Here is a 14,798-nt window from a genome sequence, read left to right on the forward strand (position 1 = left end):
CGAAAAAAGCCCGGACATCCATTACGGAACATCCGGGCTTTCTTTTTGCCTGTGCAGGGCGTTACTTCTTCTGGAAGAAGTTCTTCACCTTGTCAAAGAATCCCTGCGACTTCGGATTGTGCTTGTCGCCGCCTTCCTTCAGAGAGGCGTCGAAGTCGCGCAGCATCTTCTTCTGCTTGTCGGAGAGATTGACCGGCGTCTCGATCTCGATGTGGAGATAAAGGTCGCCCGGCTGATGCGTACGCAGATTCGCAATGCCCTTGCCGCGCAGACGGAAGGTCTTGCCGCTCTGCGTCCCTTCAGGGAGCGTGATGCGGCTTTCGCCATCGAGCGTCGGCACCGTCACTTCGCCGCCCAGGGCTGCGGTGACAAACGAAATCGGAAGCTGCATGTGCAGGTCGTCGCCGTCGCGCTCAAAGATGTCGCTCGGACGCACGCGGATCTCAATGAAGAGGTCGCCCGCAGGGCCGCCGTTGGTGCCGGGTTCGCCTTTGCCGCTCATGCGGATGCGCTGACCGTCGTTGATGCCGGCGGGGATATTGACCTCGACCACCTTGGCCGAACGCTTGAATCCCGTACCGCTGCAGTCAGGGCAGGGATCCGCAATGACTTCGCCCGTGCCGTGGCACTGCGGGCAGGTCTGCTGAACCTGGAAGAGGCCGTTGCTCATGCGGACAACGCCTGCGCCGTGGCAGGTCGGGCAGGTCTTCTTCGACGTGCCCGGACGGCATCCGGTGCCGTGGCAGCTCGTGCATTCATCCCAGGCAGGAACGCGGATATCCATCTTGCGCCCGTGCGCTGCATCCTCAAAGCTCACCTCGAGGGTATAGCTCACGTCGTTGCCGCGCATCGGCTGAGGCCCCTGAGGACCGGCTCCGCGACCGCGTCCGCCTCCGAAGAGATCGGAGAAGATGTCGCCGAAGGCGCTCTGGAAGTCGCCGGAATTCATTCCGCTGAAGCCGCCGAAGCCGCCCTGACCGAAACCGCCGGCACCTGCTGCGCTCGGGTCCACTCCGGCCTTGCCGAAGCGGTCGTAAGCAGCGCGCTTCTGCTCATCGGACAGAACCGCATAGGCTTCGCCGATCTGCTTGAACTTCTCTTCCGCCGCCTTGTCCCCCGGGTTGCGGTCCGGGTGATACTTCATGGCAAGACGCCGATAGGCTTTCTTGATGTCGTCCTGGGAAGCTCCGCGTTCTACGCCGAGCACCTCGTAATAGTTCTCTTCCGCCATGTCGATGTCGTTGATTTCAAAAAGCTGAGAAAGGGCCGGCTGGTAATACTAGCCGACCCTTCTCTTAATGGAAGCGCCTTTGCTGCGCCTGGAGTTCCGCTTTCGTCCCCGGAGGCATCTCCGGGGACCAACAGAACGGGCCGAACCTGAAGGATTACTTCTTCACGTCCGTGAAGTCGGCGTCAACGACATCGTCGTCCTTCTTGCCGGCTTCAGCGCCCTGCTGCGCCTGCTGCTCGCCCTGAGAGGCTGCCTGAGCGGCCTTATTCATCTTTTCGCCGATCTTCTGCGCGGCAGTCATCAGACGTTCAACAGCCTGATCAATGGCAGCCTTGTCTTCGCCCTTGACCTTCTCTTCAACGTCCTTGATGGCGCTCTCGCAGGCAGCGCGGTCAGCGCTTTCAACCTTGTCGCCGAAATCCTTCAGGGTCTTCTGAACCTGAGCGATGGCGGCATCGGCCGTGTTGCGGGACTGAGCGAGCTCGAAGCGGCGGTGATCCTCTTCCTTGTTCGCTTCAGCATCAGACACCATGCGCTTGATTTCTTCTTCGGAAAGTCCGGAGCTCGCCTTGATGGTGATGTTGTTTTCCTTGCCCGTAGCCTTATCCTTGGCGGACACATGCAGGATGCCGTTGGCATCGATATCGAAGGTCACTTCGATCTGCGGGAGTCCGCGCGGAGACGGCGGAATGCCTTCGAGGTTGAACTCGCCGAGGAGCTTATTCGACGCGGCCATTTCATGCTCGCCCTGATAGACCTTAATGGTCACGGCAGGCTGATTGTCTTCCGCAGTCGAGAAGACCTGCGAGTGCTTCGTCGGAATCGTCGTGTTGCGCTTGATCATCGCGGTCATCACGCCGCCCAGGGTTTCAATGCCGAGGGTAAGCGGAGTCACGTCGAGCAGGAGCACGTCGCGGCGTTCGCCCGTCAGAACCGAGCCCTGAATGGCGGCACCGATAGCAACCGCTTCATCGGGGTTCACGTCCTTGCGGGGTTCCTTGCCGAAGAATTCGCGGACGACTTCCTGGACGCGCGGCATGCGGCTCATGCCGCCCACGAGGATGACGTCGGTGATGTCGGACTTGGAGGCCTTCGCATCATTGAGCGCCTTCGAAACCGGAGCGATCGTGCGCTGCACGAGATCCTCAACGAGGCTCTCGAACTTCGCGCGGGTAATGCTCATGTTGAGGTGCTTCGGACCCGTGGCATCTGCCGTGATGTAAGGGAGATTGATCTCCGTTTCCTGACGGCTCGAGAGTTCGATCTTCGCCTTTTCGGCAGCATCCTTCAGGCGCTGCAGGGCGAGAACGTCCTTGCTCAGATCAGCGCCGGTGTCCTTGCGGAACTCATTGATGATGTAGTCGACGAGGCGCTGGTCGAAGTCTTCGCCGCCGAGGAACGTATCGCCGTTCGTGGAGAGCACTTCGAACTGCTTGTCGCCGTCGATGTTCGCGATATCAATGATCGAAATATCGAACGTGCCGCCGCCCAGGTCATACACGGCAATCTTGCGATCGGCCGTACCGCCCTTGTCCATGCCGAAGGCAAGCGCAGCAGCAGTAGGTTCATTGATGATGCGCTTGACGTCGAGGCCGGCAATGCGGCCGGCATCCTTCGTCGCCTGACGCTGGCTGTCGTTGAAGTAGGCAGGCACCGTAATCACGGCTTCCGTGACCGGCTCGCCGAGGTAATCCTCAGCGGTCTTCTTCATCTTGCGAAGCACTTCAGCAGACACCTGCTGCGGAGCGAGCTTCTTGCCGGCAACTTCGACCCACGCATCGCCATTGTCCGCACGGACAATGCTGAACGGCGCAAGCTTCAGATCCTTCTGGACTTCCGCATCGTCGAAACGACGACCGATCAGACGCTTCACGGCGAAGAGCGTGTTCTTCGGATTCGTGACGGCCTGACGCTTTGCGGGAGCACCGACGAGAATCTCACCGTTTTCCATGTACGCAACGATCGAAGGCGTTGTGCGGGCGCCTTCACTGTTCTCGATGACCTTGACGTGGTCGCCTTCCATGATGGCGACTGCGGAGTTCGTCGTACCAAGGTCAATACCGATGATCTTTGCCATGTTTAGTGGTTCCTTATGGATTGCTCAGTTCCCGGCGCGCTCAGCTGAAATGAAGCACGCTCAGGAATCAAGCGCTTGTGAAATCTGTCCTGAAGGCTTTCCTCCTCGCGGGAGAATTGCCTTCGTTCATTCGCTCTTTAATGCCTATATGGGGCCGGTCCATTCTTTTTCAAGGGCCGGTTTGCAAAAAATCTTTTCTTAGCTTCCCGATTGAGCTGAAAGGCATGCTCAGCAAAAAAATGCCCTGCAGGGATTCCTTCCCGACAGGGCATTTTCAAAACGATTGCTCGTCCGTTACTGCGCGACGCTCACCATGGCCGGACGCAGCACGCGGTCGCCGATGCACCAGCCGCGCTGGAAGACCTGGACAACGTCGCCCGACTTCATGCCTTCGGGAGCCGGCACCATCGTGATCGCCTGATGATGATGCGGGTCAAAGGGAACACCCTTCGGATCGATCGGCTTCATATCAGAAACATCAAGTGCATGGAGGAACTGGCGGTAAGTTGCTTCCATGCCTTCACGGTAGGGGCTGTCGGGCTGACCGTCCGTGGCTTCAAGCGCCTTCTCGAGACTGTCGACGACGGGCAGCAGGTTCTTGGCAAACTTCTCAATCGCGAACTTGCGCGTCTTGATGAGTTCCTCGTTCGAGCGGCGGCGGGTGTTTTCAAGCTCTGCCATCGCACGCACGTAAAGGTCGTAATGCTCAAGAACCTTGGCTTCAGAAAGCTTGAGCGCAGCCTGAAGCTCCTCAACCGTCGGCTTTTTCGCCTCGGCAGGCTTCTCTTCGGCCTCTGCGCCGGGAGCGCATTTCGCCTGAGGCTCTGCATCATGGCAGCCGCAGCCGCCCTGACCGCAGCAGCAGCCGGCTTCGTTCTCTTTCTTTGCAGATTCGTTCTGAGCTTCAGTCATTTCGGTTTTCCTGTAGAAAGCGTCCGGAGAAGCGCCGCCCCGGCGCTTCCTGCTAAGGAAGCACGGACAATGCCGCCCCTCCGGCAGATCTGGTTTTCCTCATATATGGGGATGACGCGCCCCTTTTTCAAGACCGCAGAGACCTGAGGAAAACGCCGAGATGCGCCGCGGCCTAAATCCAGCCAGAGAGCTCGCGCCGGGCGATGGCCGCATAAGCTTCGACCGCTTCATCGCTCTCATTGAGCGCCGGGATGTAATGGAAGACGCCGCCGGGGTTGGCCTTCTGGTAGGCGCCCCGAAGTTCGTCGCCGATTTCCTCGATCGTCTCAAGACAATCCGCGGCGAAGCCCGGACAAACCACATCAATGCGGGGAAGACCTTCGCGGGCCAGCTTTTCAACAAAGGGAAGCGTATAGGGCTGAAGCCACTCGTCGCGGCCGAAGCGGCTCTGAAAGCTCACCGCCCATTCGTTCTCATGCAAATTAAGCCGCGAGGCCAATGCCGCTGCAGTTTCATGGCACTGCGCTTCGTAGACGTCGCCCAGAGCCGTGCTCTTCGCGGGTATCCCATGGAAACTCATGAGGAGACGCCCGCCCGCATCCATCGGACGGCCAGCCTTATCCCAGAAGCGCTCTATGTGAAGCGCCAGAGCATGGATGTAATCGGGCTCCAGGTGATATTCGCGCACCGTGCGGAGCGCAGGGACGTTCCTCATGGAGAGCGCCGTTTCGAAGACTTCGTCGAGACACGCCGCAGAAGTCTGCGCCGCATACTGCGCAAAGAGCGGCATCACGAGCAGGCGTTCAATGCCCTCTTTTTCGACCAGTCTGCGAACGCACGCTTCCACCGCGGGCTTCCCGTAGCGCATCGCCCAGACAACGCGCACGCCGTCACCCAGCTTTTGCTGGAGCTTCCGAGCGGTTTTCTGCGTATGAACAATGAGGGGAGACCCTTCTTCCGTCCAGACGCCCTGATACCGCTTTGCGGACTTCGCCGGACGCACGCGCAGGATGATGCCGTGAAGAATCGGCCACCACTTCCACTTCGGAAGTTCAATCACGCGGCTGTCAGACAGGAATTCCGCCAGATACTCCCGCACAGCGCCCGTTTCAGGCGCCTCGGGCGAACCGGTATTAATGAGAAGAAGCGCGGTCTTCGGACGCGCAGGTGTGCGGGCGGAGTCTTCCATGAGATGCTTGAGACGCTTGGGGGAGGAGAGCCGGATCATTAAATTCCGGCGCTGCTCCCTAAAGTTGAAACTTCAGAATGCACTGTCAATGAATGCCCCGGATCTGCGGAATCCGTGACAAAGCGCATGCATCCTGAATTTTCCGCCTTCGACCTTAAGATCGCCTTGTGGAACTCAGAGCGCCCGCGCCAGAGCTTCCTGACGCACGCGGCGATGACGCCACATCCAGAGAATTGCGCCCCCCAGAAGGCTCATCCAGAATTTGCCGAGCACCTGCCCGAAGAGATAATCGAGCGACCCGAAAGCGAGCGTGAGGAAAATCATGCTGTCGACGACGGAACCCACGAGACCGGAAACAATCACGGCCGTCGAAGGCAGCTTTTTCCTCATGGGCGTGTAGACCGCAAAGTCAGCGAGCTCGGAAAAGAGAAAAGCCGCAGTTGAACCCAGCACAACGGAGGGTTCTGCAAGGAAGGCGGAAAGGAAGGCGCCCGCGACGATCGCGGCAATGGTCCAGCGATTGCCGAGCAGATTCTGCACGGCATCGCGAAGCACCAGGGCAAGGCCTGCGAGCATCACGGCCGAGGGCGACCAGACGCCGGGCCAGACAGGTATCAGGCAGGGGCCTGCCGGGTCGCAGACAAGACCCACGTTCATCACCACCCAGTTGCCGAGCGGAATGGTGAGAATGAAGAGAATCAGGGTGATGAGGCCGTACTGAAAGTTCCGGTTGGAAAACGCCTGAGGGCTCATAGCCATAGCTTGCTCCTTGAGGACGCACCTTCCGGCAGACATCCGGCGCACGTCCAAAAAGAATGAAGGGCGGCACCCAAAAAACTGCAGGCTTTAGCAGCCGGTGCCGAAGAACTTCATCACGCGGCGCGGGAGATATTCGAGGTCTCCGGGGAATCTTCCGCCTTCAGGGAAGCCCACGTGACCACCTTCCTTCGGAAATTCACCCAATACGGACGAGCTCATCTCTGCGGCCGTGGGGAGCGCCCAGGCAGGCAGAAACGGATCATTTTGCGCATTGAGAAGAAGGAGCGGAACTCTCACCCCCGGCAGATACTGCTTCGCAGAGCATTTCTGCCAGTAGTCCATGGCGGATTTAAAGCCGTGAACCGGAGCCGTGTAGATGTCATCGAAATCATACAGAGTTCGGCAGCGCTTGATGACCTCAATATCAAAGAGATCTGGGTAGAGGCGTGCTTTTTCCTCAAGCTTCATTTTGAGCGTCTTCAGGAACATATCCGCATAAAGCGTGTTGACGCCTTTGCTGATGCGCTCGCTCCCGGCGACCAGATCAATCGGTGCGCAGATCGACACGGCGCCTTCAACGAGACCGATGGCTTCTTTCCCAAGGTCTCCCAGGCACTTTGAAAGCTGATTGCCGCCCAACGATACGCCCACGGCATATAACTTCGCCCGCGGGAATCGTCCGTGGACGGTTCTGAGCACCCAGCTGTTGTCCGCAGTGTCGCCCGCGAAATAAGCGCGGGGAAGCCGGTTCATGACGCCGCCGCAGGTTCGGAAATGAGCAACCACACCGCGCCAGCCGATGCGCACGCATTCGTGCATGAGGGCTTCCGCGTAATGGCTGTCGCTCCCGCCCTCGAGACCATGGAAGTGCACCAGTACGGGCGCTTCAGGATCGATCGGTTCAGGCTCCGCCCAGTCCCAGGCAACGATGTCGTCGTCCGGCGTAGTAACGATTTCCCGTCGATAGGTCACCTTTGGACGAGCGGTAATACGCGCAGGAATAACGGTCTGAAGGTGGCCTCCCGGACACCAGGACGGAGCACTGTAATCGGACTCGGAAATGGGCATGACGAGAAAAGATGCAAAAAAACTTGAACGCGCGTTCAGAAAGAATTTTCGATTCTAGTCCGCTGCGCTCTCCTTGCTCTTCGCTGACACATTCTGTTGCTGTTGGAAGATCCCTCGGAATGCCTACTGCCGCTGCGGTCCGTCATTGCCGAAGACTTCCCGCCACAGGGCTTTGACGGCTTCACGCTCCTCTTCAATCATGTCGAGAGGAACGCGTGCGGGCACCCCTTCGCCGGCATTGAGGCGAATCTCATGCTGCAGCGCCCGGTAGCGGCGATATGCAAGCACTGTTCTGGCAGCGGACTCTTCATTGATGAGGCCAAGCCGCGCGCACATTTCGAGAAGCAGAATGTTGCCGAAATTGTTGACGAGCTCCGGAAAATCAGCGCTCCACCCGAGCACAAGGTACTGCACGATGAATTCCACATCCACCATGCCGCCGCGGTCGTGCTTGAGATCAAAGAGACCGCTCGCATTCGAATGTCCTTCAAGCATCTTCGCCCGCATTGCGCTCACTTCAACCTTAAGCGCATCGCGGTTGCGGGGTTCTCGCAGGATCGACACGCGCTCAGCCTCAAATTTGCGGCCGAGATCCGGATCTCCCGCGACAAAACGCGCGCGCGTCAGCGCCTGATGCTCCCAGAGCCAGGCGCCGTTGCCGTCCACATTGCGCTGGTAGCGCGAAAACATGTCGAAGGAGGAAACCGCAAGTCCATTCTCTCCATTGGGCCTCAGTCTCAGATCGACATCAAAGAGCTTGCCGGACGATGTCTGCACGGTAAGCGCGCTCATCATTCTGCGCACCAGGCGGCTGTAGAGTGCATCCATTTCCGGATCGGGATCGTCGCAGAGAAAAACGAGGTCGAGGTCGCTCTGATACCCCAGCTCTTTGCCGCCCAGCTTGCCATAGCCGATCACGGCAAATTTCGGAGGTTCCTCAGGGTGCCTCGGCAAGCTCGCCCAGGCGAGGTCGAGCACTTCTGCAATCACTGCATCAGCGAGTGCGGAAAGCTGGTCGGCAAGGCGCTCCACGGCGAATCGCCCGTCGAGATCCGCTACCAGAAGACGAAAAACTGCACCATGGTGCGCATCGCGCAGGTAATTCATCTGCCGCTCCTGGTCTCCCTCGGCAGAAACGAGCTGGGCATGGAGATTCTCCCGCCAGCCGCTCCAGTCGACCGGCGTGAAGTCGTCCATTTCCGAACTTCTCGAATCAACAAGCTCATCGAGCACGATAGGATGACGCACGACGTAGTCTGCGCTCCAGCGGCTTGCCGCAAGCACGCGCCCGACGCGGGCGGCCGCGGAAGGATACTGGTAAAGAAGCGCGGCATAGGTCGAACGCCCGGCAATCGCTTCGAGCAAACGCAGGTAGCGTGAAAGCTCTTCGGCGCTCGAGATCACGCGGGTACCCGACCGCTCAATCCATTCCGGGCACTTTTCGACAACAAACTGAACGAGGCGGCGCATGCGCGTACGGGCTTCCTCAGAAAGCACAAGCGCACGCCGGCCGCTGACAAGCGAAAGAATGCGCATAGCGAGCTCCCCGCTGGACTCTCCGTAGCCCAGCTTGCCCAGCAATTCCTCAAGGAGCTCCGGCGCTCTCGGAGATCCATCCGCCCAGCCGGCCGGCCAGCGGTCGGCATCCTTCGCTTCCGCTTTTTCTGCATTGACCTGAAAGACGCCGTCGAAGGTTTTCGCCACATAGTCGCGCACGCGCTCAATTTTCGTCCAGAGCTCTTCCGGCGAAAGGCCGAGTAGGCCGGCGGCGCGTTCGAGCATCTCGCCCTCGCGCGGCAGCCATTGCGTTTGCTGGTCGTCGACATACTGAAGCGCATGCTCGACATCGCGCAGGAAAACATAATGTCCGGACAGCGTATCCGCAGCTTCCTGCGTGAGGGCGCCCGCTCGGGCGAGCGCCTCAATCATCGGAAGCGTTGAACGTCCGCGAAGCGTCGCATCGCGCCCTCCGCGGATCACCTGAAGGGTCTGAACAATAAATTCAATTTCTCGGATTCCGCCGCGCCCGAGCTTCACGTTGCACCCTTCGCGAGAACGGGCGAGTTCCCTGCGGTCCGTTTCCGCCCGCACAAGCTCATGGAGCTTTGTGAGCGAGCTGATGGCGCTGAAGTCGAGATATTTGCGGAATACGAAAGGCTGAACGAGCGAGCGGATGTAGCGCGATTCCGTCTCAAACTGCTCCGGCGTTGAAAATACCGGACCGCTTATGATCCGGCCCTTCAGCCATGCGAAGCGCTCCCAGTCGCGCCCCTGCGTGTAGAGATACTCTTCGAGCATGTCGGCCGAGCATACGATCGGCCCCGCGTCGCCGTTCGGCCTCAAGCGCATGTCGACGCGAAATACGAATCCCGGTCCCTCCGGGTCATTCAGCGCCGGGATGATCCGACGCGCGAGACGGGCATAAAACTCGTCCACCGTCACGGAACGGCGGGCATTGGGAAACTCTGCCGTAGGCTTCGTTTCGCCTTCATCACCATAGAGAAAAATAAGGTCAATGTCGGAAGAGACATTGAGTTCCCGACCGCCGAGCTTGCCCATGCCGACAACGAGGAGATCCTGCGGAATGCCTTCGGCACTCATCGGCACGCCGAGGCGTTCAGCAAGCTCCCGCCCATGAACACGAACCACGGCCTGAACCGCTTCTTCAGCAAAGACGGTCATCGTATCGACCACTTCATGAAAACCGCAGGCGCCCGTGGAATTTCGTCCAATGAGCGTAAGCATGATGTCGCGGCGAAGCTTCCTGAGCGTAAGCGAAAGCTGCACGCTGTCTGCGGCAGGGAGAATCTGTTCGCGGATGCGTTCGCGCGACCAGGGCGCGGAAGCCAGCGCTTCAAATCGCGCGAGTTTTTCTTCTTCTGCGTCGCCCGGCACCATGGCTTTAAGTGATCGCGATGCAAAGAGCGAAAGCTCGGCAACTTCCCTCAACGTCGGCCTCGTCATATTTTTCTCCTTCTGGCAAGAAGCGCGTGTATTTGCAATTCTACGTTTCGATTTGATAATCCTTGCAGACGCGGCGCCGTGCTAACGTTTCGGGAAGCATTTTCCTCAACCCTAAAGCGACTCTGCAGTGCGTCCCGAATCCCTCCACCGTGAAGCTCAGACCGGACATTCTTCCTCCTTGAGAAGATGGCTCGGGATAGCCGGCTGGATTCTGCTCGTGCTTTGGTTCATCGCCGGTTCGGCAATTGTTTTCTCACGGTGGTTCTTCACCACGCAATTTCCGAAGCACCTCAGCCAATACGAGACAATGCTGGGAGAAGCTACCGGCATTGACGTGAAGGCACGCCGCATGCAGACAGGCTTCACGCTGCTGCGTCCCGTCATCACGCTCGAGGATGTCACGCTCTCGCGCAGGGACGGACCGGTGTCGCTGCACCTGCCGAAAGTTCAGGCCGAACTCGCCTGGAGCTCTCTCTGGCATTTGGAACCCCGCTTTCAAACGCTCATCATCTCCACGCCTACATTCAATGTCAGGCGCTTAAATGAAAGAACTTTCGATATCGGCGGCTTTACGCTGGATATCAGCAGCACTGCTCAATCCGATCCCTCGGTCGGAGAATCTCCGAAGACCGAAATTCCAGCCCTCCGATGGTTCTTGAACCAGGGGCGGATCCTCATTGAGAACGGAACATTCCTCTATACGGACGAAACGCTTCCCAAACCCCTTCCGGTTGCCGTCAACCACGCAAACATCGCTTTTGAGCAAAGGCTCTTCGACTACAGGGCAGCACTCTCCGGCATTCTCAAAACGGACAATGTCGCCAGACCTTTCGATCTGCGCGCGCGGCTTGAAAAGAACATCTTCTCCGACAAGGCCGATCCCTTCACCTGGAAGGGTGAAGCCTATGCGGACTTTTCGCGAGTCGATTTCGCGCGCATCCTGCACCGCATTGGCTTCGGAAACATCGTGCGCACCGGAACGGGCGCCGCACGCACATGGGTCAGCTTTGATTCGGGGCGCATCACGAGGCTCCTCTCGGACATCAACCTTTCCAAGGTGCATGCTCAGATAGCGCCGGAACTCGAAAAACTCAATCTTTCCAGTCTTTCCGGACGCGTTGCTTATTCTGAAGATGCCGACGGCATGCACTTTCGCGCCGAACGTCTTGCCTTCCAGCATGGACTCAACGGCTCACGCTTCGGACCGGCAACGATGACTGCCGACTGCGTGAAAAACGCTGCCGATGACGTGAGCTCATGCAATTTTGAAGCCTCTGAAGTGTCTATCGGAACGCTCGCCAAAATTGCCTCATCGCTGCCGCTCCCCCATGACGCGCTCGCTTTTCTCTCCGAACGTCCGATCTCGGGCATTCTCCAGGAAGCAAGCGCATCCTTTCACAGCGATTACAAAAATCCGAGCAACTGGAGCTTCGCCGGAGTCTTTCGCGGCATCACGATTCCTCCGGGAGAGGACGGGTTCCCAGGCATACGCAACCTTTCGGGCTCTGTTCTCACCAATACGCCGGGCGAATTCGACATTTCGCTCGACATGCATTACGGCGCCCTCTATTTCCCGGGCGTCTTCAGGAATCCGCAGCTCAACATCACGAGTCTTACCGGTCGGGTAAAAGCCTCCATTCACTCGGAAGTCAGTCTGAGCTTCGAAGACATCAAAGTCGCCAACGATGATCTCTCCGCACGGGCGGCCGGCACATGGAAAAATTCGGGCGGCGCGGGCACGATCGATATTGCGGGATCGGTCGAGCGCGGTACGGGTACGTCCGTCATCAAATATCTTCCCAATGTGATCGGGGATCCGGCGCTCAACTACGTCGAAGCCGCGATTATGGGAGGCCGCATTACCGGAGGAAGCTTTGTCGTCCGGGGCCCCCTGAATGCCTTCCCCTGGGACGGCTGGAATCCTTCCGAAGGAGAATTCCGCATTGAGGGGGATGTTGCCGACGGTTCCATGGACTTCATGCCGACGCGGGAAAAAGGCAAGGACGGCAAAGGCTGGGTCCGGGGTGGCGAATTCCCGGTGCTCAGCCATGCCAGTGCACACCTTGCCTTTGTCGGCAATCGGATGACCATTACCGGAAACTCCGCAAAATGCGGTGCGCTTTCAGCAACCGATGTCAAGGTGGAAATCCCATCCTTCATTTCCAATCCGCCGCTCCTCACCGTTGACGGGAAAATCAAGGGCGACTTCGGCGAAGCGCTCAGCTACCTCGGGAAAGCTAAATTTCTCACTTCTCTTATTGGGAAGCCTTTTGAAAAATCCCGGGGAAGCGGCGCAGCCGAAGCCGTGCTCTCGCTCAGAGTTCCGCTGGGAAAAGGAACCACGGAATATTCTGTTGATGCCGCGCTCTCGCAGGGAACTTTTGCCTATCAGCCGTTCCTCCCGGAAGTGAAGAACCTTTCGGGCAAGCTCACCGTGTCCTCCAAGGGCATTTCAACGCCGCAGGTCTTTAAGGGAACCACGGCAGCCGGCCCCGTCACGGCCTCTGCCCGCTCAGACAAAAATGGGGTCACGCTCGACATCCATTCAGCGGCAATCCCCGACGATCTCGGGCGGCTTGTAGATGCAGACTGGGTCAAACCCTGGTTCGGCGCGCTCTCCGGAAAAACTGAAGTTCAAACCCGCGCCACAATCCCCTGGAATTCAAAGGACCCCCTCAGAATTGAAGGGGAATCCAGCCTGACCGGACTCGCAAGCGACCTTCCGGAGCCCCTCGGGAAGCCGGCGCAGACGAGAATCCCCGCTAAATTCACTTATGAGCTCGCGGGGGATCATGCATCACTCACGGTCTCTGCATCGCCGCTGCTTAATCTGGACTTCGGCTGGCAAGCGGACAAGCTCTCGCGGGGCTACATCGGTCTTGGCGCCCCCATGCGCACCGTCTCTTCGGGTATAGAGGCTGCAGTCCGCACCGAAAAGCTCGACCTCACGCAGTGGACCCAACTTTGGGAAAAGCTGCAAAGGTCGCCGGAAGCGCCTCAGAAGGAAGCCGCCAGGGACCGTGCCGTACCCGACATCACCAAACTCGATTTTTATGCGGGCACTGTCACCTGGAAAGAACAGACGCTCGGCACTATTGACGGCGTCTGGCGGCAGCTTCCCGGACTCTGGCATCTCAGGATCCACGGCGACATGGCGATGGGACAGGCCGAATATGCCTACGAGACGACCAATGGAGCGCCTCGGCTGACACTCAAGCTCAACAGTCTCCGCCTTCCGGAAATCGCCGAAAACAAAACAGCTTCCGTCCCGACAGGTACCGGCACGCAGCCGCTTTCGGCCGCAGTGCCGCCTAAAAACAACTCTGCGCTCGCGGATGCGCTCGAAGAGCTCCCCATGCTGCCCGATCTGCGCATCGTGATCGATGACCTCTCCTACGGACGAAGAAGAGTAGGGAAGCTGGAGGCCTCCGCCGACAACAGGCTTGCTCCTGAAGGGGGACGCGACTGGACGCTCAACGCGCTCACCATCCGCAATGCGGGCGGCACGCTCACGAGTTCAGGCCGCTGGCACCGCGTGAGCATGGATGATCCGGGACGCTCCACACTCAACTCCGTCATCGACATCAAGGATGCCGGGAATGTTCTTTCGAGCCTCGACATCAAGGGCGTCCTCCGGGAAGCGCCCGGTGAAGCAAAGCTGAATCTTTCGTGGATCGGCCGCCCGAGCGGATTCAACCTTCAGACGCTCACGGGCGAAGTTTCTGCTCAGGCGGGATCCGGACAGCTGCTCCAGGTTGAGCCCGGCGCAGGGCGGCTCCTCTCGCTGCTTTCCATGCAGCATCTCCTGCGGCGGCTCACGCTTGACTTCCGCGATGTACTCTCACAGGGCTTCCGCTTCGATTCATTCACCACCAGCTCCGTGATCGAAAACGGCGTCATCCACGTCAAGCGCACCACGGTTGCCGGAAGTGCTGCAACGGTTGTGACATCAGGCGATATTGACCTCGTCAACAATATCCTCGATCTGAAGGCGCTTGTTCTGCCGAGCATCAATGCCGAAGGCGCTTCGCTTGCGCTCGCCATTGCCAATCCCGCCGTCGGCATCGGCACGCTTCTCGCGCAATGGGTGCTCAAGGACCAGATATCGAACATTCTCTCAACGGAGTATGAAGTCAAGGGTTCAATTGACGACCCGACCATCGACAAAATACCCTTTGCGCAGCGCCAGACGGAAGCCGGCACGCAACACTAAACCCGCTGAAACGAAACCATGTCAGACTCCCGGGCCATTCTTGAACTCACGCGCCGCATTGCATCGGGCTCCCCTGTATTTCTCTTCTTTTCGGGAAGCTGGTGCGGCGCATGCCGCGCCATGAAGCCTCTATTCCTCTCGGCCGCAAAAAACCACTCGGCCCGGGCCGAATTTGCTGTCGCCGATATCGAGGAGGCAACCTATCTGGCCGCCGACTGCGGCGTTTCTTCGCTTCCCGCCATCGTCTTCTTCAAAGGCGGCGAAGACGTCGACATGCTCGCCGGGCGCTTCGCAGCTGGCGAACTCGAGGCATTCATTACCCGCATGCTCGCGTGATCCGCGCTCAAATTCCTCCCTGCTTCGGCAAACCCGCGCCGTCTGCAGG

At 58.9% G+C, this 14,798-nt stretch carries 9 protein-coding genes; 2 read left to right on the forward strand and 7 right to left on the reverse strand.

Annotated elements, in window-relative coordinates; translation table 11 throughout:
- Positions 1-61: 61 nt before the first annotated feature.
- The 7 genes from dnaJ to glnE form a co-directional block, all read right to left on the reverse strand.
- The gene (dnaJ, locus tag FG381_RS06730; protein ID WP_139688105.1) at positions 62-1,231 is read right to left on the reverse strand and encodes a molecular chaperone DnaJ; all 1,170 of its coding nucleotides are present in this window, start codon (positions 1,229-1,231) and stop codon (positions 62-64) included.
- Between the two features lie 154 nt (positions 1,232-1,385).
- Positions 1,386-3,308, reverse strand: coding sequence for a molecular chaperone DnaK (dnaK, locus tag FG381_RS06735; protein WP_139688106.1), 1,923 nt, complete (start codon positions 3,306-3,308; stop codon positions 1,386-1,388).
- A 294-nt stretch (positions 3,309-3,602) separates the two neighbouring features.
- Positions 3,603-4,220 carry a nucleotide exchange factor GrpE gene (gene grpE, locus FG381_RS06740; protein WP_139688107.1) on the reverse strand — a complete coding sequence of 206 codons (618 nt, stop codon included), beginning with the start codon at positions 4,218-4,220 and terminating at the stop codon, positions 3,603-3,605.
- Positions 4,221-4,392: 172 nt separating this feature from the next.
- On the reverse strand, positions 4,393-5,448 hold the full coding sequence (gene hemH, locus FG381_RS06745) for a ferrochelatase (protein ID WP_226960250.1): 1,056 nt from the start codon (positions 5,446-5,448) through the stop codon (positions 4,393-4,395).
- A 135-nt stretch (positions 5,449-5,583) separates the two neighbouring features.
- Positions 5,584-6,168 (reverse strand): VUT family protein, encoded by a 585-nt coding sequence (locus FG381_RS06750; RefSeq protein ID WP_226960249.1) that lies wholly within the window; start codon positions 6,166-6,168, stop codon positions 5,584-5,586.
- An 87-nt stretch (positions 6,169-6,255) separates the two neighbouring features.
- Complete coding sequence (locus tag FG381_RS06755) at positions 6,256-7,236, reverse strand: YheT family hydrolase (protein WP_139688108.1); 981 nt, start codon at positions 7,234-7,236, stop codon at positions 6,256-6,258.
- Positions 7,237-7,359: 123 nt separating this feature from the next.
- A complete protein-coding gene (gene glnE, locus FG381_RS06760) occupies positions 7,360-10,260 on the reverse strand; it encodes a bifunctional [glutamate--ammonia ligase]-adenylyl-L-tyrosine phosphorylase/[glutamate--ammonia-ligase] adenylyltransferase (RefSeq protein ID WP_308694734.1) in 2,901 nt (966 codons plus the stop codon).
- A 67-nt stretch (positions 10,261-10,327) separates the two neighbouring features.
- Here glnE and FG381_RS06765 point away from each other — a divergent pair, with 67 nt between their 5' ends.
- Positions 10,328-14,413, forward strand: a complete 4,086-nt coding sequence (locus FG381_RS06765; protein WP_139688110.1) for a YhdP family protein — start codon at positions 10,328-10,330, stop codon at positions 14,411-14,413.
- An 18-nt stretch (positions 14,414-14,431) separates the two neighbouring features.
- The gene (locus FG381_RS06770) at positions 14,432-14,749 is read left to right on the forward strand and encodes a thioredoxin family protein (protein WP_139688111.1); all 318 of its coding nucleotides are present in this window, start codon (positions 14,432-14,434) and stop codon (positions 14,747-14,749) included.
- Positions 14,750-14,798: the final 49 nt, after the last annotated feature.

Source organism: Sutterella faecalis (assembly GCF_006337085.1).
Classification (GTDB): Bacteria; Pseudomonadota; Gammaproteobacteria; order Burkholderiales; family Burkholderiaceae_F; genus Sutterella; species Sutterella faecalis.